This is a genomic window from Bacillus thuringiensis (assembly GCF_001455345.1).
GTDB lineage: Bacteria > Bacillota > Bacilli > Bacillales > Bacillaceae_G > Bacillus_A > Bacillus_A thuringiensis_N.
The window spans coordinates 3008339-3034312 of sequence record NZ_CP013274.1 but is presented as its reverse complement, the minus strand read 5'-3'; the positions used below and the strand labels follow the sequence as shown (position 1 = coordinate 3034312).

The window sequence follows — 25974 nt, the reverse complement described above, 5'->3', positions numbered from 1 at the left end:
CCTCGCCTACTTCCTATTATTTTGTAACCATGGATGAAATAGTTTGCCGAAAATCGGCATAACTACCCATGATAGCAAGGACACTATACATACAGAAACAAAAAAAGCGGACATAATAGGATTCATATGTTTTATAATAGGTCCTATCAATTTAGGAACTAACATGCTAAGAGGCCATACACCCAGAAGGGTAACGATAGACATTTTCCATTTTGGCGGTGGAACTGGCGTTTTCGGAGTAACAAACCAATAAGCCAAACTGCTTTCAGTTTTGTAAGTTGGATTAGTAGCCTGAAATTGTTCTGCTGTTTTTAACAAATCTCGGCGAACATCTGATTCTTGCCAAGCACGTAGATGCTCATACGTATCAAAGCGAAAAATAACAGTATACTCTCTGGATTCGTTATTTGGGACTATTAGGTTTACGCCTAAATGCCCTGGAAATTTAGTAGCGGCAGCTTCGATTTCATGTCTCCATGTTTCGAACTGTTTTTCTTTCCCTTGTTGAATTTCCCATGTAACAATCGTTGTTACTGGATCAGCAGCATCCATCGTCTTCCCTTTATAAGTCTCTTCGACAGCTACTCCTTCTTGTTTCATATTTTCCTGCTTGGAAGCGCGCCATGCACCATAGTATATGCGTATTCTACACCTTGACCATAAGCACCAGTGTGTTCCTTTACAATCTCCATTACAGCATCATAAGTGTCTTTGTGTGCCCAGTCACGTTGGTATTCAAGTAAAACTTGAATGGCTGTCACTGGAATTGCACCAGCTTGCTCTACACGACGCATAGCAGCGTTATGTGCTGTCAAACTAGTACCACCTGAAGCATCATCAACTGCATACACCTCATAGCCAGCTTTCATTGCTTCAAGCACAGGGAATGCAAGGCAAACTTCAGTCCAAAGTGCTGCAAATATCAATTTCTTTCTACCTGTTGCTTTAACTGCCTCAACAAATTTTGGATCTTCCCAAGAGTTCATTGAACTGCGTTCTATAATTTCATGGTTTGGGAATATGTCAAGAATTTGTGGCCAAAAATAACCAGAAAAGCTGCGTGTCTCAACTGTAGTAAGAATAGTAGGTACGTTAAAAGTTTTTGCTGATTTAGCAAGCAACATAACGTTATTAATCAATGTTTGTCTATCAATACTTGCAACTCCAAAAGTCATTTGAGGTTGAAAATCAATCAAAATTAAGGCACTGTTCTCCGGATTTAACAATTCTAAATTACTCATAATAAAACGCTCCTTTTTTAATTGTTTATTGAAAGTAATGTATCTTCTGTCAATTAAAGCTCTGCTATACTTTTTAATTTAAATTTAGTGCTGATTTAATCAGCACTAAATTTATACTATCTATTTTAAAAAAGGTGATTTAAAGCTATTTCCTTGAGATACATTTATGCATTTTGTTTACTAAGATCTCGCTGAGCTCCCCTATAGCTTCCAATTATATTTTGATAACCTGGAAGATTGCTAGCAAGCAAATTGCCAAAACCTTCGACATCGTTGCGCCAATCGCGTTGTAATTCGCAAGCTACGCTAAACCAGTTCATAAGTTGCACGCCACTATGTGCCATACGAGTATTGGCAGCATCTGCAACTTGTTTACTGAAAGTTCCTGAAGCATCAGTAACAGCAAATACTTCATATCCAGCTTTTATAGCGGAAAGTGCCGGGAAAGCAACACAAACGTCCGTAACTACGCCCGCGATGATAAGTTGCTTTTTTCCAGTTTCTTCGATTGCTTTTACAAAATCATCATTATCCCATGCGTTAATTTGTCCAGGTCGAGCTATTTTTGGTGCATGAGGAAAGAGATCAACCAATTCTTGCATTAAAGGTCCGTTAGGCCCGTTTTCAAAACTTGTTGTTAAAATAACTGGTAAATCAAAAAACTTAGCAGTATGAGCAAGAGCTAAAACATTGTTCTTGAATTCATCAACACCATAGTCACGTACTAGTCCGGACATAAGACCAGTTTGATGATCTACTAAAAGAACGACAGCATCATCTTTGTTAATACGAGAATAGAGATCAGTCATTATGTATTCCTCCTAAAAATTAAGTAATCGAAGAAAGGTTAAATAGTCGAATACTATCATAAGTTTCTTCGTTTATAACTAAGCTGACCAATAATATTGGTTATAGCAGCATTCACAGAACATGAAGTGCTATACAAATTTATAGTATTTGAAAACTGATTCGCTAATCAATTCTAAATTATCTATAATTCGTATAGGTCGTAACTATAGTTGTTTTCACTATAAAATAGATTGGTTTTACCTATACATCCTATAGATAGAACAATATTGATAGTCACCTATTTTTGTTATTACAATTGAATAGGAGTAATATTCAGTAATTATTTTATGATGAAAAAGGTATTAGAGGGGGGATTGTTCCAAAAGGAGAAAATGAATGCATTGGAACAATAGAGTTTCATACTTAGAGTTCACAACATAAACGTGCATGAATAGGTTATGAGATTCATCCGAATTATTGAAGAAAAGGATACATATTAGAATATTTTTTGGAGGTAGAAGCATGGCTAAAATTACTGTAGGAACCGAAAATCAAGCACCAATTGAGATATATTATGAGGATCATGGCACAGGAAAACCAGTTGTACTAATTCATGGTTGGCCGTTAAGTGGTCGATCTTGGGAATACCAAGTTCCCGCTCTTGTTGAGGCTGGATACAGAGTTATAACATATGATCGTCGAGGATTTGGACAATCATCTCAGCCGTGGGAAGGGTATGAATATGATACCTTTACTTCTGATTTACATCAACTATTAGAACATTTAGAGCTTCAAAATGTCACACTTGTTGGTTTTTCTATGGGTGGAGGCGAAGTAGCCCGGTATATTAGTACGTATGGAACAGATCGTATTGAAAAGGCTGTTTTTGCTGGGGCAGTTCCTCCATATTTATACAAATCAGAGGATCATCCTGAAGGGGCATTAGATGATGCAACAATTGAAGCATTCAAAAGTGGTGTGATAAATGACCGCCTTGCATTTCTTGATGAATTTACTAAGGGATTTTTCGCGGCTGGTAATCGAACAGATTTAGTTAGTGAGCCATTCCGTTTATATAATTGGGATATTGCATCCAGTGCATCACCTAAAGGAACACTTGATTGTATTACCGCCTTTAGTAAGACAGATTTTAGAAAAGACTTGGAGAAGTTTAATATACCTACTCTTATTATTCACGGTGATTCTGATGCAACTGTACCATATGAATATAGTGGGAAATTAACACATGAAGCAATTCCTAATTCTAAAGTAGCCTTAATAAAGGGTGGTCCACATGGGCTAAATGCAACGCATGCTAAAGAATTTAATGAAGCACTCCTATTATTTTTAAAGGACTGATTACAACTATATAATTGTTAATTGGTAAATTATAAACAAGTAAAAAATAAAGCTTTATAAAAGATGCTCTTGGATAAATCCAGGAGCATCTTTTTAAATGGTGATATTGAGATGTTAGGTTGATAAATCTCCATTAATTTTGGATTGAATACTCTTCTTAACAGCTAAAATATATTGATTAGAGTTTTTTAGATTTCTTAGAAGTATTGTTATATTACTATCAAGATAATATTTTGAATAATCCTCAAAACAAAGAAATATACATTTTTTTGAGGAAGAAATATCTTGTCAGAAAACAATAAAATCTTATTAATTTTTATAATTAGTAGAATTTTTGTAGAAATAATCCTCTTAATATATTAAAATAACATTGTATTATGTAAGATTTTAATTAGGGGAGAGAAATTTTATGTTGAAAAAAATCATTCCAGTTGCTTTAGCAATAAGTACAGTTACTTTTACTAGTGTATTTGCTGCGCCTTCAATCCAAGCAAGTACAGAACAAAACCGCTACATAGATGTACAAATGCTCGGTATTAACGATTTTCATGGGCAACTAGATACTGTAAAAAAAATTAACAATAAAGATGCAGGGGGAATTGAGTACTTAGGGGCTTATTTACGTGATCGTGAAAAACAAAATCCAAATACATTAAAGGTACATGCCGGCGATGTTGTTGGAGCAAGTACTCCTGTTTCAGCATTATTACAAGACGAACCTACGATTGAATTTCTAAATGATTTGAAATTCGATGTTGGAACCATAGGAAATCATGAATTTGATGAAGGTGTTGAGGAAATGAACCGCCTTATTTATGGTGGATACCATGAGAAAACAGGAAATTTTAAAGGAGCAAAATTCCCATATGTTGCTGCAAATTTCTATAATAAATCCACTGGTCGTTTATTTTTACCACCATTCACTATAAAAAAGGTACAAGGAGTTCCTGTTGGATTTATCGGAGTCGTAACAACGGATGTGCCTAACCTTGTTATGCCTACTATGCTAAAGAATGTAGAAATTACAGATGAAGTTGAAGCTATTAACAAATCCGTAAAGCAATTAAAAAAACTAGGCGTTAAATCTATCGTTGTTCTTGCACATAACGGGGGGACAACAGATGGGAACGGCGTAACAAATGGTGATATCGTCCGATTAGCAAATGAGACTGATCCAGAAGTCGATGTTATTTTTGGCGGGCATAGCCACACTTATGTAAATGGAACTGTTAATAATAAACTTGTCGTACAAGCAAATTCTTATGGTATGGCTTTTGCTGATGTTGATGTAAAGATTGATCGTAAAACACAAGATATTGTTGAGAAAAAAGCGGAAATTGTTACAACTTACCATGAAGGCATGGAGCCTGATAAAAAAATAAAGAGGAAGATGGAGAAATATCAAGCAAAAATCGCACCTCTTGTCAATGAAGTTGTAGGTAAGTCTATTGCTCCACTAGATCGCAAACTAAATACAGCTGGTGAATCTACTCTCGGAAATTTAGTTGCTGATGCCCAGCGTACAACAATGCAATCCCAAATTGCACTTATGAATCCTGGTGGTATTCGTAATGACTTAGATGCTGGTGATATTACATGGGGAGAGATATATGGTATTCAACCATTCGGAAATCAATTAATAAAAGTAAATTTAACAGGTCAAGACATTCGTGATATTTTAAATCAACAATGGCAAAAAGACATAACAAGAATGCTTCAAATTTCAGGGATCCAATACACTTGGGATGCGAACAAGCCTAATGGAGAAAAAGTAACAAGTATTCGCTTAACAAATGGAGAAGAAATCATTCCTTCTAAAACTTACAGCGTCGTTGCGAACGCATTTCTAGCTTCAGGTGGAGATGGATTTGTATCCTTTAAAAACGGTAAAGATGCTGAAACAGGACCAACTGATTTTGAAGCATTAGTAGATTATATAAAAAAATCAAAAGAACCAATTCAGTCTATTATTGATGGAAGAATTCGAAAAATAAATTAGTTTTTTATTATTCTCAAAAACAACTAGATTACCTGTGCGCTATACTCTTTAGTGTGCAGGTAATCTAGTTTTTTGATTTGAAATAGTCTAACTGTGGCCAATGGGTATACCGTCTAGATGCAGAGTGCCGAAAAAAATGAAGTGAACAAAAAGTAAACCCTAAATTAACTCTATGATAAAGAGACTACAAACAATCAAAATTTGGAACTTCATATTAACCATATATTAACTACGTTAATAATACATACTGAAATTGAATACTTTAGATAACATCATTTATAACGAATATCTATACATTATAAGGTTATGCAATGAGGAATTTACACTACAATGAATTGAAGCTTATGTAGTTTTATATTCGTATAAGTGAATTAATAATTTCTTAAGAACCTATTAAGAAATAAGTGAGTTTTAGGAATTAGAATAAATGTATCTTAACAGTAATAAGAAAATGAATGGTTTAAATGGAAATTGGAATATTATGTAAAAAACTAGCGAGTAAATATTTCAGGAGGTTTTTATGAAAAAGAAAATGATTGTTGCAATTGTTGCTTCTGCTATAACAATGACTCATTTTGTAGGAAATACTTATGCAGATTCGAAAACAGAGGTTTCTGTTACAGCTCCCTACAATACAAATCAAATAGCGAAATGGTTAGAAGCACATGCAAAGCCTTTAACAACAACTAATCCAACTGCATCTCTTAATGATTTGAAACCACTTAAGAATATGGTAGGTTCAGCTTCAATTGTAGGTTTAGGTGAAGCTACGCATGGGGCTCATGAGATTTTTACAATGAAACACCGCATTGTTAAGTATTTAGTATCTGAAAAGGGCTTTACCAACTTAGTTTTAGAAGAGGGATGGGACAGAGCTTTGGAACTTGATCGATATGTTCTTACTGGAAAGGGAAACCCGAGCCAACATTTATCACCTACATTTAAGACGAAAGAAATGCTAGATTTACTTGATTGGATTCGGCAATATAATGCTAATCCGAAACATAAATCTAAAGTGCGTGTCATTGGGATGGATATTCAATCAGTAAACGAGAATGTCCATAATAGTATAATAGAATATATTAAAGCGAACAATTCAAAACTGTTGCCTAGAGTAGAAGAGAAGATAAAAGGTCTTATTCCTGTAACAAAGGATATGAATACTTTTGAAAGTCTTACGAAAGAAGAAAAAGAAAAGTATGTTTTAGATGCTAAACAAATTAGTGCTTTATTAGAGGAAAATAAAAGCTATTTAAATGGAAAATCTAAAGAGTTTGCATGGATAAAGCAAAATGCTCGTATTATTGAACAGTTTACTACAATGTTAGCGACACCTCCTGATAAACCAGCGGATTTTTATTTGAAACATGATATTGCAATGTATGAAAATGCGAAGTGGACTGAAGAACATTTAGGAAAAACCATTGTATGGGGGCATAATGGACACGTTTCGAAAACAAATATGCTTCCTTTTATATATCCTAAAGTGGCTGGGCAGCATTTAGCAGAATATTACGGAAAAAGATACGTATCTATTGGAACGTCAGTTTATGAAGGACAATACAATGTCAAGAATAGCGATGGTGAATTTGGCCCCTATGGAACATTAAAATCGGATGATTCAAACAGTTATCACTATATGTTTGGACAGGTCAAAAAAGATCAATTTTTTATTGATTTACGTAAGGCGAACGGCGTGACAAAAACTTGGTTAAACGAACAACATCCAATTTTCGCTGGAATAACTACCGAAGGGCCTGATATACCAAAAACTGTTGATATGTCATTGGGTAAAGCGTTTGATATACTTGTTCAAATTCAAAAAGTGAGTCCATCTCAACTACATCAATAAATTTAGAATCATGTGCCTTAATGACAACTTGAGAAGTGTTTCATATAATACTATGAATTTTGTTTTATATAGTAAGAAGAATAATTGTATTAGAAAAAATTAGCAATTCAACCTGTTAAGAGTAAAACGAATCTTACAATATGTAAAGCGCAAAAACACTGAAGCGAAAAGCATCGGTGTTTTTTGCGCTTTCGGGCACAGATGCTACTTCAATCCTATTGTAGAAGTGATTTTGTATGTAAGGAATAGGTAAGAAAAAAGAGATTTTCATTGTGTAGGATAAAAATATAAGGAGGCATGAGGGGGGGAACAAGTACGGCCTACATATAAAACAAATAATCAGTAACAGGAGTGTTTTAAGGAAAAGAAGTAATTTCTATGGTTAATATGTATGTGGAAAAAGAGTGATTTAGAGATTGTTAGAACACAATGGTGTTTGTGAAAATAATGATTAGTACGTTGATTGCAAATTCAGTGTTGACTTTTATCATTGGGAGAGTTGATAGCTGTGTGGTTAGTATATGAGACAGCTATCAGCCATCAATACAATTTAAATAGAACAGAGGAATTCTTTATGAAAACACGCAGTAAAATTACATGTGCAAGTCTAGCACTTTTAATAGCTGGAAGTTCCCTGTTATACATAACACCAACATCAATTGTAAAAGAAGAACCTACGCAAAATGTATCTAGTTCGTTACAAACAAGTACGCAAAGCGATCGTACTTCCGTTAAGAAAGCAATGCGAGATGAACTGCAACTTGGATACCCGGGAATACTCGCTAAAATTTCTAAGGGGGGTAAAACTTGGAGTTATAGTGCTGGGATAGCGGATTTGAGAACTAAGAAACCAATGAAAGCAGATTTTCGCTTTCGCATTGGCAGTGTGACGAAAACGTTCATTGCAACAGTTCTACTTCAATTATCTGAAGAGAATCGTTTGAATCTAGACGACTCCATTGAAAAATGGTTGCCTGGTGTCATTCAAGGAAACGGATATGATGGTAACCAGATTACGATCCGGCAAATATTGAATCATACAAGTGGTATTGCTGACTATATAAATTCAAAAGACTTTGATATTACGGATATAAAAAAATCGTATACGGCTGAAGAATTTGTAAAGATGGGGATTTCTCTTCCCACAGACTTTGCACCAGGGAAGGGTTGGTCTTATTCAAATACAGGATATGTAATACTAGGAATCCTTATTGAAAAAGTAACAGGAAACAGCTATGCGGAAGAGGTTGAAAATCAGATTATTGAACCGCTTGATTTGTCAAATACATTCCTACCTGGCAATTCAAGCGTGATTCCAGGCACAAAGCATGCCCGTGGCTATTTGCAACTAGACGGAGCGAGTGAGCTAAAAGACGTTACTTATATTAACCCAGGTAGCTCGGATGGAGATATGATTTCTACTGCTGACGACTTAAACAAATTCTTCTCTTACTTACTAGGTGGCAAATTACTGAAGGAACAGCAGTTAAAACAAATGCTTACTACAGTTCCTACAAATAGAGAGGGAACTGGATATGGTCTTGGAATACTTGAAATTAAGCTTCCGAACGGTGTCTCGGTATGGGGACACAGGGGGGCCGTTCCAGGGTTTTCCACTTTTGTTGGTGGAACACTTGGAGGCAAACATACACTCGCTATCAATTCGAACAGTTTAAACATTAATAATCCGGAATTTTGTAAAGATATTTTACTTGCTGAATTTAGCAAGTAGGCAAAAAGGAAAAACGAAAAAATTTTGTCATTTGTAATTTCAATCGGAATAGATTATCGCTTGAAATGAGTATAGAGGGGATTAAGTATATAGAAACAATCAAGCCAAACATGAAGGAGGGCTAAGTAAAAGGATTTGTTTATACATTGGCCAATTAAAACAGCAACAGATATAATGAGTGATTAGTATGTATATAGTATTGCATTTGTGTTGGTATCGTCACGGATTGTAAATTTGTATAAGGTGCGAAGTCTAATTTAAGACTTCGCACTTTTGCTGTTTAACAGCTTTTATTACGAAGCTATTAACAATAGAAAAAAGGAGAATGTAACTAGTTATGTGGATACTACTGTATGATTGGTGCAACGAATTGTGACTCTAACGTATTGAAAGATCTGATAAATTCAACGTTTATCGTCCTGACATTGATATTAAAAAGGCATTTAGTGGTACTGCAAGACATCTTGCTTTTGGATCAAGTATCTATAATTGTGTAGGAGCAGCATTTGCAAAATTAGAAATTGAAATAGATTCAACCATTAAAGATAATATTAGCAGGAAAAAATTGAGGGACATTAAGGATTTTGTGAAGAAGACTTTAAAAATGAACTGAAATCTAATAAACAACGTAAAAGCTAAAAGATTTTCGCTGTGAGAACATCTCAAAATATTAAATTGATGGTAACTTTGTTGTAGCTCTTTAAACATACCTATATTAAAACCCAAATTTCTCAATTGAATGCTGAGATATTTGGGTTTTTCTAAAGTAATCAATTTTTTAAAAAATTTTTAGAAATTTAAAGATAAAGTATTGTATACATGTAAGTATGATTAAAAATGAAAAGTTGTAAATGCTAAATTTAATTAAATATGCCTTGCTCTCTTTACCATTGACCTGGGTGAATAGTTTATAGGAAATACACTGGCTAAAGATGCGATAATTGTTCCAAGCCCTCCAATATTTACTCCTAGTAATAAAGCTTTCCAATCAGAAGTAAAGTTTGATAGAAGAATTGAAGTAGGAAAATTGCTAATCAATTGACTCAAAAATATGGAACTAAAGAAGACTGAAGTATCTCCTCTTAAATTAGCGCGAGCAAATGTCTCCAGTGCATCCGAATGTGAAATGTTTCCGATGAAAATAAAAAAACAGACAAAGGTTATTAGAAGAAAGTAATCGATCTTAAATAGTAAGTTTCTATCTAACGTAAATGCTGCCATCAATGTGACTATTAGCGCAATGTAATAATTAATAACACCAAAAATAGATGCAATGATAGTGATAAGTATCAAAATCCAGACGGTAGCTTTTTTTCGATTTTTCACGGTAATAACAGGTAGTTCTATTTTCAAATCTGTTTTTTGAAGTTTTTGAGTAAATATAAATAACAAACTAATTCCAAGTACAGCTAAAAGCAGGATTGAACCTAAAAATGGGATGAGCTTAATTCCATAGTAAGAATATAGGTATAAATTTTGTGGGTTTCCCATAGGCATCAAGCTACTACCGATGTTTGCCGCAATTGTCTGCAGGATGATTGTATCCATCATGTTCATTTGTGTTTTTTTACTAATGACAAGTGTTATTGGTACAAAAGTGAGGAGAGCAACATCATTTGTTACAAACATGGAGCAAATAAAGCATAACAAAATTAGAATAATAGATATTGACCTGCTGTTATTGCATTTATTTAAAATAGCAACGGCAAGTTTGTCTAATATCTTTAGCTGTTCAAAGGCCTTAATGGCCACCATTAGATTAAATAAGCTAATTAACACTTCAAAGTTAATATATTCGATCTTTGGCGAATGTATTAAGCAGCTTACAATTGCTAGTATCAGTGAAATGGTAAGTACTAAATCCTTTTTTAAAAATTCGAATTTCATAAGGAGTCTTTTTTTATTTTGAACGAATACTATTTCTTTCACAATACACCACCTGTAATCTATGTTAGTAAATATACGTTTTTGGGGATAACTCCATATTGCTAGAAAAGAGGATGTCATAAGGTCCTAAATAAGAGTTTTGTAATGTTTCATCCCTTCAACAAAATCCTTTTTTTCTTAGTTTCTTTAATGTTGTAAATATGTGCAATATAGACGAATCCAACTAGGGGGATTAATTGAGAAAACAAATGTTTTTTGTATGATACCATAAATAAATTAAATGTTTTATTTTTTTAATATTCTTATAATATTCTATTGATTCTTGATTTCAAATACTTTATAAGAAGTTCTAAAAGAGAAAAAGTATGCATGTTTTTATGAAGAAAATAGAGGCTTGTCAAAGGATAGGTAGAATAAAATCTGCGACGTTTGGATACTGTATAAAATTCACAAAATCTCACTGTTTTTTAGATGAAAAAACTTAAAATATTTTTTTGTTTTTATAAAAATCTGTACTTTTTCGTAACATTCTGTACTTTTAATTATAAATTAAAGACAAGCTTCTCTTAGTTGAATAGTGAAAGCGCTTTATAGATTTTTCGCGAAGTTTTTACCTGGCCTATTTTTGAGATTAGTAGTGAGAAAGGAGATATTTCCATGTTCTTAAGACAATTAACAAAAAACCACTTAATCACTATTGATTATTATGATTTAAATCACCGGTAAACGAAACAAACATAATAGTACAACAATGTTAGTGGATAAAAATATTAGTTTGCAGAAAGGGGTAGAGCATCCGTTGGTATAAGCGTTAAGTACTTCAAAATTTCAGTTTTACGGTTACATGTTGTGATGTTTGCTTAAACAGGCCAATCCGATTCAAATAGAAAATTTTTATCCTTGTTGTATTTGAATATGAAAGAGGTATTTATACCAGGAAATATAGGTGATTTTATATAGATTATGATATATAAAATTTAGCATGGAGTGATGATATGGAAAGGTTTTTTGTAGAGTTAGTCGGATCAACAAATGATTTTTTATGGTCTAAATTGTTAATTATTATGCTTGTTATTTGCGGAATTTATTTTACATTTAAATTGAATTTTGTACAGTTTCGAATGTTAAAAGAGATGGTCCGTGTATTAATGGAGGGGAAAAGTGGTTCTAAAGATCAAATCTCTCCTTTTCAAGCGTTTTGTATTGGTATGGCAGCCCGCGTTGGAACAGGGAATATCACAGGAATTGCGATTGCAATTGCATTAGGTGGTCCTGGAGCTGTATTTTGGATGTGGATTATTTCTATTATTAGCTCGGCCTCCAGTTTTGTCGAAAGCACATTAGCACAGATATATAAAGTAAAAGATAAAACTGGTTTCCGCGGTGGTCCATCCTATTATATGGAAAAAGGGTTGAATAAACGTTGGATGGGAGTATTATTCTCTATTTTAATCACAATTACTTTTGGTCTTGTATTCAATTCAGTACAATCAAATACAGTTACAATTGCTTTTCAAAACTCATTTGGTACAGATCGTCTAACAGTTGGGATAATCATGGCCATTGCTTTCGCTGCGATTATTTTTGGTGGTGTACAACGTATTGCAAAAATGGCTGAATACAAGGTGGTATTTTTAGCGGTATTATACATTGGAGTTGCATTATTTGTTGTAGTTACCAACATATCAAAAATGCCGGAAGTTCTTTCTCTTATTGTTCAAAACGCATTTGGTTTTAAACAAATAGCAGGCGGTTCAATTGGTGCAGCACTTATGAATGGAGTTAAACGTGGTTTATTTTCAAATGAAGCTGGTATGGGAAGTGCACCAAACGTTGCCGCAACAGCAACAACAAGTCATCCGGTGAAACAAGGACTGATTCAAGCATTTGGTGTATTAACGGATACACTGATCATTTGTACTAGCACTGCCTTTATTATTTTGCTGTCGGATGCATATAAACAACCGGGGTTAAATGGTATTGCACTTACACAAGCAGCATTAAGTGAACACATAGGTCCTTGGGCATCGGGTTGTCTTGCTATCTTTGTTTTTTTATTTGGATTTGGTGCGTTAATTGGCAACTATTATTATGGTGAAACAAATATTCGCTTCTTACATACAAGTAAAGTGTGGTTAATGATATACAGAATAAGTGTGTTGGCTATGATTGTATTTGGTTCTGTTGCAAAGATTCAAATTGTATGGGATTTAGCGGACTTATTTATGGGCTTTATGGTTATTATTAATTTAATTGCTATTACCTTACTTTCAAAAGTAGCATTTGCGGCGTTACAAGATTATATAAACCAGAAAAAAGCTGGTAAAGATCCTATTTTTTATAAAGAAAACATTAAAGGGCTTGAAAATATTGAATGTTGGGATAGTTATGAGGAAACTTCAAAAAAGAAAAGTGTGTAATAAGAAGGATATTCAGACTGCAATATGTCTGAATATTTTTCTTGGTTCTAGTGCAAATATTATTGATTATAGTAAAGAAAAAATCATTCTATATAAAGTTAATAGTACGGGGGAATATGATTAAATGATAAAGGATTCTAACGTTCAAGTTGAGGGTCAAGAAAAAGTTTGCTTAGATCAATGGGTAGCTCATTATCGAGCGTATGCAGCTAAGGGACGAAGCGCCAGTTATATTCCCGCTCTGGGGGAAATAAATGTATCGCAGTTAGGTATTTGTATAGTAAAGCCAGATGGAACAATGATAAAATCAGGAGATTGGAAGATACCTTTCACATTACAAAGTATATCAAAAGTAATCGGTTTTATAGCCGCTTGTTTAAGTCGCGGTATTTCTTATGTATTAGAACGAGTTGACGTAGAGCCAACTGGAGATGCCTTTAATTCAATTATTCGTTTAGAGATACATAAACCAGGAAAACCTTTTAATCCTATGATCAATGCTGGAGCGATTACGATAGCTTCACTTTTGCCAGGGACATCGGTGCAAGAAAAATTAGAATCTCTATACGTATTAATTGAAAAAATGATAGAGAAGCGTCCCGCTATTAATGAAATAGTATTTCAATCAGAATGGGAAACGGCTCATCGTAATAGAGCATTAGCATACTATTTAAAGGAGAATGGTTTTCTAGAATCAGATGTGGAGGAGACACTAGAGGTTTACCTAAAACAATGTTCGATTGAAATAAATACAGAAGATATTGCCTTAATAGGGCTTATACTAGCACATGATGGATATCATCCTATTCGCAAAGAACAAGTGCTCCCTAAAGAAGTAGCTAGGTTAACAAAAGCTTTAATGCTAACTTGTGGAATGTACAATGCTTCTGGAAAATTTGCTGCTTTTATTGGATTACCAGCTAAGAGTGGGGTATCCGGCGGAATTATGACACTTGTTCCCTCAAAATCTAGGAAGGATTTATCGTTCCAAGATGGATGTGGTATTGGTATTTACGGACCAGCCATTGATGAATATGGGAATAGTTTACCAGGAATTATGTTGTTAGAACATATTGCAAAAGAATGGGATTTAAGTATATTTTAAAAAGGAGCACAGATATTTTGGTGTTAGAGCGAGTCCAAAAGTGTTCAGACCTTATATTGTGTCTGAACATTTTTGAGTTATAAAGTATCTTTCTAAAGTAGAAGGGTGTAATGAATACTCACAATCTATAATGCTTTCGTTTATATCTTATTTATCAGTTTTTGAAAAAAATAGAGTAAGTATTGTATTAATGCAAATAGGTTTGTATACTGACTGTTAGGCGAAAGTGAGAAGTGATTATTTTGAATCTTAGTAATTTAGTAAAAAAAGACATCTATATTCTCGTTTTAATGATACTTACAGTACCCTTAGTAGGTGAAATAAAGTCATTTCCTTTAAATGAAACATTTAGAATGAGCTTTGGCGCACCAACATTTTTCTTTTTTTTGTTATTGTTTAGACGAATTCCAGCATTTTTACCGGGTTTTTTAACAGCGATAGTCGTGGTAGTATTTCGTATCTCAATGGATGTCATTATAAAGGGAAATATGGATTGGCTAGCCGCTTTTCATACTCACTATCCTAGTTTTTTCTTTTATTTTACGTATTCGTATCTCTTTCATTTAGCAAAAATCAAACGTTTTTATCATCAACCACTAATGATTGGTTTGATTGGTTGCATGATTGAAATACTGTCAGACTGTGTGGAATTAATGATTCAATATTTCGTATTAAAAACATCGATCACATCCGAGGCAATAAATGAGATCATTGTTATCGCATGTTCCCATAGTTTTATAGTTCTAAGCTTTTTCAATATGATGAAATTGTATGAAGCGCAATCAAGGGAGAGACACATAAAGAAACAAAATGAACACATGCTCATGCTCATCTCTAATTTATATGAAGATGCTGTTCATTTAAAAAAAACATTACAAGATGCTGAGAATATAACAAAAAAATCCTATGATTTATATAAAACTTTAGACTCTTTTGAGCACAAACAGATGGATTTTCATTTTGGGGATTTAAGGCAACAGGCATTACAAATTGCTGGTGAGGTCCATGACGTTAAAAAGGATAACCAACGTATTTTTGCAGGACTTTCAAAATTAATTTCTGATGAAAGTTTTACAGATTATATGTCTGTACATGAACTAGTAAATATCATTATACGGGCAAATACGAAATATGCACGGTTGCTAGAGAAAGACATCCAATTTGTGTATAAAATTGATGGTGTGCATCCTCATTATCATATTTATACAATCTTATCTATTATAAATAATATCGTTACAAACGCTGTAGAAGCTATCCAAGGTATGGGAACCATCACAATTGACATTAATAAAGACCATCATTTTGTTGAATTTCGAGTAGGAGATAACGGTCCAGGTATTTCTTCAAAATATAAAGATTCAATTTTTGAGCCTGGTTTTACTTCTAAATATGATGATTTAGGCAATCCATCGACAGGCATCGGACTATCGTATGTTAAAAAAATGGTCGAACAACTTGAAGGTGATGTTACGCTTGAGGACAGAACCGAAGGAAAAGGATCAATTTTTATAATTAGATTAGGGATTGATCATATAATTTCGAAAGGGTGATTCTATGTATTTTTATATAGTAGATGATGAAAAAGCGGTTCGCTCAATGTTGGCTCAAATTATCGAGGATGAAGATCTTGGAGAGGTTATAGGAGAAGCTGAGGATGGTTTATCTTTAGAGCAACAAATGTTAATCCTTAAAAATATAGACATTTTATTTATCGATTTGTTAATGCCGATTCAAGATGGAATAAAAACAATCCGTCAAATAAAACCTTCGTTTAAAGGGAAAATCATCATGGTCTCTCAAGTAGAATCAAAAGAATTAATTGCTGAAGCTTATTCGCTTGGTGTTGAATACTATATTATTAAGCCAATTAACCGGATTGAAGTATTAACAGTTGTTCGGAAAGTCATTGAACGAATTCGTTTAGAAAAATCGATAAAAAACATTCAAGAATCGCTTAATATGGTACTAAAATTGGATAGTAATTCAAGTGCGCAAGAAAAATACCGTAATGAAAAACATTTAAATACTTTTAATCATTTTCAAAATTCCATTCATTTTCTTTTGTCTGAATTAGGAATAGCCAGTGAAAGTGGAAGTAAAGATTTAATGGATATGCTAGATTATTTATATAAATATGAACAAGATAACACGTTGGAACAAGGCTTTCCCTCACTAAAAGAGATTTTTATGAATTTGGCTCAAAAAAAACTTGGGGATTCAGCTGAAGATGCCGAATTAAAAAGGTTCATAGAAGCTTCCAAACAACGGATTCGGAGAGCAATTTATCAATCATTAAACCATTTAGCATCCCTTGGACTTACTGATTTTTTAAACCCGAAGTTCGAAAATTATGCTTCTAGATTTTTTGATTTTACTACCGTAAGGAGAAAGATGACAGAATTGAATAATGAACCAACATTACCTGCTCGTATTGATACGAAGAAATTTATTCAAGTTCTTTATTTTGAAGCAAAACGAATACACTTGGAATTAAGATGATAAACTCTTGCTAATTATTATTTTCAATTAATAGAGTGATAATTGTTTTCATGTTATTTGTTTTATATAGTTTTTCTAAGAGAGGACTTTCCTTTATTTCATATTGGTTTTAAAATCAGAAAATTCCGTATCGATTCGGTAGAAGTGTATGAACTTAGAAGAAAAGAATATGTATTTTTTATTTTTTAAACATTAATATTCATTAAAAAAAAACGAGTATTTTCACAATAAAATATAAATACATAGTAAGTTGAATTTAAAAAAGATGCTATCTTCTAGCATCTTTTTTTCTTTAAGAGGAAATATCATTGATACTTATATTATTTAAAATTCAAATGCAAGCATATAAATAAAGGAAAAGGAGATAATATCTAACAAATTATAATTGGAAATGGTATTTTAGGTCAGAAATGTTTTTATATTAACTAGGTTATTGGTACTAAATAAGCATAATGGCTCGCTTTTCTGCTCTTTAATCTTATAGTTATTTTTTATTGAGTACATACCGTTCTTTAGAAATCTCAATCCAAGCAGAGTATATAAATTGGGTGATAAAAATGTGGAACATAATTACTTCTTATCTTCCAGATTGGAAAGTCTTTGTACAAGCTTTTATCTTGTTTTTAATTCCGTATACTATCTCAAGATTTTTTCATTGGGTTCGTATGTCAGAGAAAGAGTGGGAAGAATGAGTTGGTGGAAGTCAAGAGACAAACAAGTGAAAAAAAATAATATTCAAAGTAAAACGAAACAAGAGCATATACCTTCTCAAAATGCAATCGTTCATTTCACGAATGATTTTGCCTCTAACTTAGAACTTATAAAGCAACAAATCGGACATAATTCTGATGTTCGCTTTCGGAAGTTTAATATTGGACGCACAGATATTCAGGCTGGGATCGTTTTTGTTGACGGTCTATCAGATAAAGAGATAATTGACAAACATATTATGAAATTACTAATGGATGATTTTTCTGATGAATATAAAAATGAATCTTCTTATGTGGAGGGGACTGTTTCAAAAGAATATATTAAAAATAAAGTTCTTACAATTAGTGAAGTAGCAGAAGTCCATTACATAAAAGATTTAATACCCAAAGTATTGATAGGTTCAACAGCTCTTTTAATTGATGGTTTAGCAGATGTGTTTATTCTTGGTACAACAAAAGCAAATAAACGAAACATTGAGGAACCGGTATCGGAGGCATTAGTCAGAGGTCCACGGGTCGGATTTACTGAAGTATTAAGTGATAATACCTCACTTTTGCGACGGCATTGTGCAGATGATAATTTATCATTAGTAAAGCTACCAGTAGGAGAACGTGCAAAGAAAGAGTTAGTTGTCGCATTTATTAAAGATCTTGCTAGTACGGAATTGGTGGAAGAAATAAAAAATAGAATTCAGAAAATTGACATAGACAGTGTACTCGAATCTGGTTATATAGAGCAACTCATTGAAGATAATTATCTCAGTCCTTTTCCGCAGATTCAAAATACAGAACGACCTGATCGTGTTATTAGTGCTTTGATGGAAGGGCGAGTAGCTATTTTGTTAGATGGAACACCATTTGTTTTAATTGCTCCAGTTACATTTAGTATGCTACTGCAATCACCAGAAGATTATTATGAAAGGTGGCTTCCTGGTACACTTCTCCGCTTATTACGCTTCATGACAGCTTTTGTTTCATTATTTGCTCCAGCACTGTATATTTCTTTCATTTCATTTCATCCAGGATTAATTCCCACTAAGCTCGCTATTTCTATAATCGGATCGCGAGAAGGAGTTCCTTTTCCCGCTTTAATAGAAGCGTTAATTATGGAAGTAGCTATCGAAGTTTTGCGAGAAGCAGGTTTACGTCTGCCTAAACCGATTGGACCTGCAATGGGAATTGTGGGCGGTTTAATAATTGGTCAGGCTGCGGTAGAAGCAGGAATTGTTAGTCCAATAATGGTTATCGTTGTTGCGGTCACAGCTATTTCTTCTTTTACTATTCCGCAATATAGTGTGGGAATTACGTTACGCATTCTTCGTTTTGTAGCTATGTTTTGTGCTGCGATATTTGGCTTGTATGGAGTTATTCTCTTCTTTCTTTTACTTTGCAGTCATTTAGTGAAACTGAAAAGTTTTGGCGTTCCTTATACCAGCCCTGCTGTTCCATATCGATTCAGTGACTGGAAAGATTTTATGGTTCGCATGCCATTAAAAATAATGAGACGTCGACCGAAAATAATGCATACCAAAAAAACTATCCGCAAAAGGTAGCTGATGACGAAAGGAAGTGGCCTTCAGTGATTACTACTATACCTAAAGACCGAATAACAACTTCACAAGCAGTTGTTATTATTGTAAATTACATACTTGGGACAGGAATTCTTACTTTGCCCAGAGCATCTGTGGAAAAAGTGAAAACACCAGATGTATGGTTAAGTGTGATATTAGGTGGAATACTCGCAATGGTTTCAGGAGTAATTATGGTCAAATTAAGTCAGCAGTTTCCAGAAAAAACATTTTACCAATACAGTCAAGATATTGTAGGGAAATGGATAGGCAGATTGCTTAGTTTTCTTATTATAGGGTATTTTCTTACAACTTCAGCATTTCAAATTCGTTCAATGGCAGAAGTAATAAGCTTTTTTTTGCTCGAAGGAACCCCTACATGGGCTATTGTTATGCCTTTTATGTGGATAGGTCTCTATTTGATTATGGGTGGTATTAATTCAATTGCACGGATGTTTGAAATAATATTTCCTATTACTGTTTTTATTTTTTTAATCATTTCCTTTATGAGTATCGGAATATTCGAGATAGATAATCTCCGTCCCGTATTAGGTTTGGGAATTAAACCAGTGTTAGATGGGATAAAAACAACGTCTCTCGCATATACAGGTCCTGAAATTATGTTAATTCTTTTGGTATTTATGGAACAACGAAAGAAAGCAGTAAAAGCTATTTTAGTTGGAATTTCTATTCCGTTAATCTTTTATGTAATAACTGTTGTAATGGTCATTGGTGCATTATCAATTGATGGGGTTGTAACAAGAACATGGCCGACAATTGACCTTATGCGCAGTTTTGAAATTTCTGGTTTGATATTTGAACGTTTTGAATCTTTACTGCTTGTAATATGGATTATGCAAATATTTGCTACCTATACGATTAGTTACTATGCAGCTGCATTAGGATTAGCGCAACTCTTTAAAAAGAGTATTCATCCGTTTATTTTTGCTTTGATTCCAATCATTTACATCATTGCTATGACTTCGAAAAATATAAATGACTTGCTTAAATTGGGGGATATGCTCGGTAATGTTGCATTATTTTTATTTGGTTTACTACCACTGCTTCTTCTTATTATTACACGATTAAAAGGAGGAGTAGTGTGAAACATAAATTTAATTATATGCGGTTCTATTTTGCTTTGTTAGGGACGCTTTTGCTTCTATTTTTAACAGGATGTTGGAGCAGTAAAGAAGTAGAAGAGTTGAGCTTAACTGCAGGTATAGCACTAGATAAAGGGAAGGATTCAACAATTGAGAAAGAGGATGAGGAAGGAGGTTATCCTAAAAGAAATCTTATAACGGCTACTTATCAAATTGTTAGTTCGCAAGCACAAAGTAAAGGAAATGGACAACAAAAACGTTATATAAATGTTTCTGAGACCGGTGATTCCATTCATCAAATTGTTCGTGAGTTTTCATTGAAAAGAGAGAGCACAATGTTCAGCCCACATTTAAAAAACATTGTTATTAGTGATAATCTTGTACGTACATACAGTTTAGAACAATTACTTGAACAGTATCTCCGTGACAATGAAGTTCGGCTTAGCTGTATGCTCTTAATTAGCAAGGGGCTAGCGAAGGAGGTACTGGAATCAAACAAAAAAGGAGAAATCCCAGCATTTCGTTTGTCTGGAATTGCAGATAATAGAAATAGAACAACAAGGATTTTACCTCCTGTATCGCTCGCTAAATTGGAAGGAAAGATGCGGTCAGGGTCCAGTTTTCTTTTGCAAAATGTAATCTCGATAAAAGGAGAAACAAAATTTGCAGGAGCTGCTGTAATTAAAGGGAAAACAAAAAAGTTGATGGGTTTTTTAAATGAACAGGAATTAGAAGGAGTAGTATGGATAAACGGAAAAAGGAATGGTGGTGTGGTAAAAACTTTTGATAAAGAATCAAAGAAACTCATTATATACGAAATAAAGTCAATAAAAAGCAAAATCATACCACATGTTAACGGAAATAATATTTCCTTTGATGTAAACATTGAATCAGAAGGGCGTTTGTCTGAAAATTGGATGCAATCAGGAAAAGATTTTGAAAATGAATTTTTAAAAAAGGAAGAAAAAGCTATTGAAAAAGAAGTAAAGCACTTAGTACATCATGTTACAAAAAAAATACAAAAAGAATATCAAGTCGATATTGCGGGTTTTGGCAACCAATTAAGAATTAAACACCCGAGAACATGGGAGAAAGTCAAAAAAGATTGGGATCGAACATTTAGTAAAGTACCGATTAAATATCATATAAATGTAACTATACAAGATTATGGAGCATCAAGTTTAAAACGATGAGACGTCTCAATTGACCTTGTATTTACATAAAAACAAAAAGTTACGAAAATTTTAATTTGAAAATTTTTGTAACTTTTTGTTTTTTTATGTCCTTCTTATTATAGATTAAAGGAATGATTTTATCCCGCTATTTGCCGGGCAGTAAGACCCACACCTCAAAATTCAGCGAAAGCAAAGAAGTTATTAGAGGTATATGTAAGCTCTATATAGGAAGGAGAATTTTGAAATTCTATTGATAAACCAAGTAATTGTAATAGCCCTTATTTAGACTAATAATTTCAAAATCAATAAAATTTAGAGTAGAAGGAGCAAGAGCAAATTATTATGAATAAACAAATAGGATTCATCGGATGTGGAAACATGGGTATTGCTATGATAGGTGGGATGATTAAAAAAAATATAGTTTCTCCAGATCAAATAATTTGTTCAGATTTAAACGTCATTAATTTAAAAAATGCTAGTAATGAATATGGCATAACTATAACTACTAACAACAATGAAGTCGCTAACAGTGCTGACATTTTAATTTTATCAATCAAACCAGATTTATACTCATCGGTAATTAACCAAATAAAAGATCAAATAAAAAATGATGTAATCGTTGTAACTATTGCTGCAGGAAAAAGTATTAAGAGCACTGAGAATGAATTTGGTAGAAAGTTAAAAGTTGTTAGAGTAATGCCTAATACACCGGCACTTGTTGGAGAAGGAATGTCTGCGTTATGTTTTAATGAAATGGTTACAGAAAAAGATATAAAAGAGGTACTGAACATATTTAATATTTTCGGCCAGACGGAGGTCGTAAATGAAAAACTAATGGATGTTGTTACATCTATTAGTGGTTCTTCTCCAGCATATGTGTATATGTTTATAGAAGCCATGGCAGATGCTGCTGTACTTGGCGGTATGCCGAGAAAACAAGCTTATAAATTTGCGGCTCAGGCTGTATTAGGCTCTGCAAAAATGGTATTGGAAACAGGAATACATCCAGGTGAATTGAAGGATATGGTTTGTTCTCCAGGTGGAACGACGATAGAAGCTGTAGTAACGCTAGAAGAAAAAGGTTTAAGAACAGCTATCATTTCAGCTATGAAACGTTGCACGCAAAAATCTATGGAAATGTCTAGTTTAACTAGTAAGTGAGAAGCGAATTTATATAATATTTCAAATCTATTTAATGTAAAAGAAATATTATGAGGCTAGTTAATAACTAAGTAAATTTATATACAACACTAACGAGACGAACAAACCTTATTTTAAAGGGGATACAGAAAATATGAGTAATTTACTAAAAAAGAAATCCGTTACACAATTGTTAGAGCATAATCAAAGCAAGACTTTAACGAAAACATTAGGAGCATTTGATTTAATTATGTTAGGAGTAGGCTCGATAGTTGGAACAGGTGTTCTTGTGTTAACTGGATTAGTAGCAGCAAGAGATGCTGGTCCAGCAGTTATTTTTTCATTTATACTTGCAGCAATTATATGCGGATTTATAGCATTATGTTACGCAGAAATTGCTTCCACACTCCCGGCATCTGGTAGTGTATATACGTACTCATATGCAACAATTGGTGAGTTTGTTGCTCATCTAGTAGGTTGGTCATTGCTATTAATATATATTGTGGCAACAGCGGCTGTCGCTGCTGGATGGACAGGCTATTTCCACAATTTAATAAAAGGGTTTGGATTAGAGATACCTAAAGCTCTAGTAACGATTCCTTCGCATGGTGGTATTGTGAATCTACCAGCAGTAATCATTACATTGATATTAGCATGGATGTTATCCCGTGGTACGAAGGAAAGTAAACGAATCAATAATATAATGGTATTGATTAAAATTGGAATGATTCTGTTGTTTATTACGGTTGGTATATTCTATGTAAAACCAATGAACTGGATACCAATTGCACCATACGGTTTAAGTGGAGTTTTTACGGGTGGAGCAGCTATTTTATTCGCTTTTACGGGTTTTGATATATTAGCAACTTCAGCAGAAGAAGTAAAAGATCCGAAACGTAATCTTCCGATCGGTATTATTGCATCATTAATCATATGTACAATTATTTATATTATGGTATGCCTTGTTATGACAGGAATGGTTTCCTATAAAGAATTAAATGTTCCTGAGGCAATGGCTTATGTAATGGAAGTGGTAGGACAAGGAAAAGTCGCTGGTGCAATTGCTGCAGGTGCTGTAATTGGCCTTATGGCAGTTATTTTTTCGAATATGTATGCGGCAACACGAGTATTCTTTGCAATGAGTCGTGATGGATTGTTACCGAAATCATTTGCGAAAGTTAATAAGAAAACTGGAGCACCCACTTTTATAACTGGATTGGCAGGAATAGGTAGCTCTTTAATAGCTGGGTTTATTGACTTGAAAGAATTAGTTAATTTAGTTAATATCGGTAGTTTGGTGACGTTTGCGTTAGTTTGTCTATCAGTTATTATCCTACGTAAATCACACCCAAATTTAAAACGTGGATTTATGGTACCTTTTGTACCTGTATTACCATGCATTGCAATTGTATGCTGTGTGTTTTTAATGCTAAATTTACCGTTAAGGACATGGGTGTACTTTAGTATTTGGATTATTATTGGGGTAGTAATATATTTCCTTTATTCGATAAAACATAGTAATTTAAATGAGGAAACGATCTCGAAATTACATGATAAAATTGCGAGATAATAACGATAGAAAATTGTATTAATAATCATATTGATAGTTGAGTAAAATAGAAACAGTTTTTTGATATTTAGCAAGAACTAAAATGAAAAATCCTAGGACAGCAGAGTGCCTTTTTTAGAAACCTTGCCTGTTTTTCATGATTTAAAACTAATAAGGAGAGGAAAGTATGAGTGAATTGCATTTTATGAGTCTAGAAGAACTGGATAATGAATTAGAAAAAGATGACAGTGGTATTTATTTCATTAAAGATTATAATGACAATATTATTTATATAGGCAAGGCTTTTAGTATAAAAAGTAGAGTATTAGCTCATTTTAATAGTTATTCCAATATTAAGGAATATGTACATTTATTTAATAAAGTAGCGTATCTCATTGAAGATAGTTTGTTAAAACGCTCATTGTTACAAGTTACTTATATGATTAAATATAAACCAGTATTAAACAAAGAAGTCCAAAAAGAATTCCCAGAGTTATATACTCAATACATTAAGCAAACAAATAAAAAATCCATGTTGTTAGAAATTGATGAAGCTAAAGAAAAAAGGGATGAGTTAAAGAATAGATTAGTAAAATTAGTGGGTGGAAAAACTATGTTTTATGACATAATTTCTCTGTTAAACAATGGATATAACTATCATGTTCTCGCAAAAGTATTGAGCATAGAACTTCAAACTTTAATTATAATGAAAGAACACCGAAATAAATTCCCGATACCACATAATTATAAGAGGACAATCAAGCATCAAGATATAATGTATGCTTTATCTGGAAAAAAGAATTTAAGTACGTCAAGGTTAAGCACTTAAATTTAAAGTAGTAAATTCGTTGCTTTTGTTGTTATATTGAAATGCAATGTACATTTGTGTTTCAAATTTAATTGGTGGAATATGGGGAGGAAAAGGGTTCTTATAAAAATACTAGAAGAAATTAGGTTACTCATGCATAAATAGCATGAGTAGGCACATGTTATTTATAAATATATTGGAAGTACAATTATAAATATTCAAAGATACGAAAGTAATACAAATGAAATTCTTATTTCTGCTACTACAAGTACTATTGAGCAAATGAAGTATGAAATTGCTTTTGAACTAGGAGTCACACTGGGACCTGATACATCATCATCTGTAAATGGTTCGGATCGGTGGAGAGATTACAAAACGCTTAGTTCGAATGGCTGAAAAATAGTTAACAGGTCAATACAGATTACACTAAGAAAATAATCCGTATATATACGGATTATTTTTCCTTTAATTTACAAAAAAATAAATTTTGAAATTGAAAAAACTTCTCAGATTCCTTTGTAATGATCTTTTGTAGTTGTGTTAATGACATAGGTATCGAAAGAGAATTAAATCAATACGAATGATGTATGAGCCCTTAAAAGAGTTTTGGTGTTATTTGCAATTTTAATTCCATAATACTTAAGCCGATATAATAAAATGTTTTATGTCTAAATCGATATAAAGTAATAATTATTAAGTAATATTTCTTTTTTTATAGAATAAGTAAAAACTGATACTGTAGTAATTACTGTTTTGAGGTCAATTTACTGTGCACCTTAATTATTGAAGTTTTTTTGTTGATTAACAACTATTGTATTTGGAATTTAATAATAAGTTTATCCCGCTATTTGTGGGCAGTAAAACCCCGATTGGTGTGGGCTAATAATCAGTGGGGGATGAACAAAACCCCCACTGATTAAAGTTTCACTTTATGTGATGCGGTAATAAAACTATCTAGTTTGATATTCTTAGTATTTGTAAAGTATATATATTTTTTCCTCTTTTGTGGAAATTAAAACTAATGTTGCGACCAGTAAT

General features: G+C 33.1%; 17 protein-coding genes and 3 pseudogenes. 16 read left to right on the top strand and 4 right to left on the bottom strand.

The genetic code is table 11. The features are described 5' to 3' along the window. Window positions 1–6 precede the first annotated feature (6 nt). The 3 genes from ATN06_RS15770 to ycaC form a co-directional block, all read right to left on the bottom strand. Window positions 7–600: an antibiotic biosynthesis monooxygenase gene (locus ATN06_RS15770; protein WP_060631431.1), complete on the bottom strand. Its 594-nt coding sequence runs from the start codon at window positions 598–600 to the stop codon at window positions 7–9. After that, on the bottom strand, window positions 597–1241 hold the full coding sequence (locus ATN06_RS15765) for a hydrolase (protein ID WP_000067163.1): 645 nt from the start codon (window positions 1239–1241) through the stop codon (window positions 597–599). The genes ATN06_RS15770 and ATN06_RS15765 overlap by 4 nt, the downstream gene beginning before the upstream one ends. Before the next feature lie 164 nt (window positions 1242–1405). Further along, window positions 1406–2050 (bottom strand): isochorismate family cysteine hydrolase YcaC, encoded by a 645-nt coding sequence (gene ycaC, locus ATN06_RS15760; RefSeq protein ID WP_000131214.1) that lies wholly within the window; start codon window positions 2048–2050, stop codon window positions 1406–1408. A gap of 502 nt (window positions 2051–2552) precedes the next feature. Here ycaC and ATN06_RS15755 point away from each other — a divergent pair. From ATN06_RS15755 to ATN06_RS15735, 5 genes and pseudogenes are all read left to right on the top strand, one after another. After that, on the top strand, window positions 2553–3389 hold the full coding sequence (locus ATN06_RS15755) for a bromoperoxidase (protein WP_060631430.1): 837 nt from the start codon (window positions 2553–2555) through the stop codon (window positions 3387–3389). A 409-nt stretch (window positions 3390–3798) separates the two neighbouring features. Then, a complete protein-coding gene (locus ATN06_RS15750) occupies window positions 3799–5388 on the top strand; it encodes a bifunctional metallophosphatase/5'-nucleotidase (protein WP_060631429.1) in 1590 nt (529 codons plus the stop codon). A 520-nt stretch (window positions 5389–5908) separates the two neighbouring features. Continuing rightward, a complete protein-coding gene (locus tag ATN06_RS15745; RefSeq protein WP_060631428.1) occupies window positions 5909–7240 on the top strand; it encodes an erythromycin esterase family protein in 1332 nt (443 codons plus the stop codon). Window positions 7241–7814: 574 nt separating this feature from the next. Continuing rightward, the gene (locus tag ATN06_RS15740) at window positions 7815–8972 is read left to right on the top strand and encodes a serine hydrolase domain-containing protein (protein WP_060633149.1); all 1158 of its coding nucleotides are present in this window, start codon (window positions 7815–7817) and stop codon (window positions 8970–8972) included. Window positions 8973–9325: 353 nt separating this feature from the next. Beyond that, a pseudogene (locus ATN06_RS15735) lies at window positions 9326–9585 on the top strand (cytochrome). A gap of 165 nt (window positions 9586–9750) precedes the next feature. On the opposite strand, the pseudogene ATN06_RS15730 reads toward ATN06_RS15735, so the two are convergent. Continuing rightward, window positions 9751–10901 (bottom strand): annotated as a pseudogene (locus tag ATN06_RS15730) (anion transporter). Window positions 10902–11854: 953 nt separating this feature from the next. On the opposite strand from ATN06_RS15730, the gene ATN06_RS15725 reads away from it, so the two are divergent. The 11 genes and pseudogenes from ATN06_RS15725 to ATN06_RS29710 all read left to right on the top strand — a co-directional run bounded on the left by ATN06_RS15725 (window position 11855) and on the right by ATN06_RS29710 (window position 25339). Then, on the top strand, window positions 11855–13279 hold the full coding sequence (locus tag ATN06_RS15725) for an alanine/glycine:cation symporter family protein (protein ID WP_060631427.1): 1425 nt from the start codon (window positions 11855–11857) through the stop codon (window positions 13277–13279). 124 nt (window positions 13280–13403) lie between these two features. After that, entirely contained in the window at window positions 13404–14384 is a 981-nt protein-coding gene (glsA, locus tag ATN06_RS15720) for a glutaminase GlsA (RefSeq protein WP_060631426.1), read from the top strand. A gap of 233 nt (window positions 14385–14617) precedes the next feature. Then, a complete protein-coding gene (locus ATN06_RS15715) occupies window positions 14618–15934 on the top strand; it encodes a sensor histidine kinase (protein WP_060631425.1) in 1317 nt (438 codons plus the stop codon). Window positions 15935–15938: 4 nt separating this feature from the next. After that, complete coding sequence (locus tag ATN06_RS15710) at window positions 15939–16883, top strand: response regulator (protein WP_000274074.1); 945 nt, start codon at window positions 15939–15941, stop codon at window positions 16881–16883. Between the two features lie 688 nt (window positions 16884–17571). Beyond that, on the top strand, window positions 17572–19146 hold the full coding sequence (locus tag ATN06_RS15705; protein WP_060631424.1) for a spore germination protein: 1575 nt from the start codon (window positions 17572–17574) through the stop codon (window positions 19144–19146). 29 nt (window positions 19147–19175) lie between these two features. Next, complete coding sequence (locus ATN06_RS15700; protein WP_060633148.1) at window positions 19176–20267, top strand: spore germination protein; 1092 nt, start codon at window positions 19176–19178, stop codon at window positions 20265–20267. Further along, a complete protein-coding gene (locus ATN06_RS15695; protein ID WP_060631423.1) occupies window positions 20264–21457 on the top strand; it encodes a Ger(x)C family spore germination protein in 1194 nt (397 codons plus the stop codon). Before ATN06_RS15700 ends, ATN06_RS15695 begins: the two co-directional genes overlap by 4 nt. 324 nt (window positions 21458–21781) lie before the next feature. Continuing rightward, window positions 21782–22600, top strand: a complete 819-nt coding sequence (gene proC / locus ATN06_RS15690; protein ID WP_001041296.1) for a pyrroline-5-carboxylate reductase — start codon at window positions 21782–21784, stop codon at window positions 22598–22600. Window positions 22601–22733: 133 nt separating this feature from the next. Then, a complete protein-coding gene (locus ATN06_RS15685; RefSeq protein WP_060631422.1) occupies window positions 22734–24149 on the top strand; it encodes an amino acid permease in 1416 nt (471 codons plus the stop codon). A gap of 166 nt (window positions 24150–24315) precedes the next feature. Beyond that, window positions 24316–24957: a nucleotide excision repair endonuclease gene (locus ATN06_RS15680; RefSeq protein ID WP_060631421.1), complete on the top strand. Its 642-nt coding sequence runs from the start codon at window positions 24316–24318 to the stop codon at window positions 24955–24957. A 189-nt stretch (window positions 24958–25146) separates the two neighbouring features. Beyond that, a pseudogene (locus ATN06_RS29710) lies at window positions 25147–25339 on the top strand (small, acid-soluble spore protein, alpha/beta type). Window positions 25340–25974 lie beyond the last annotated feature (635 nt).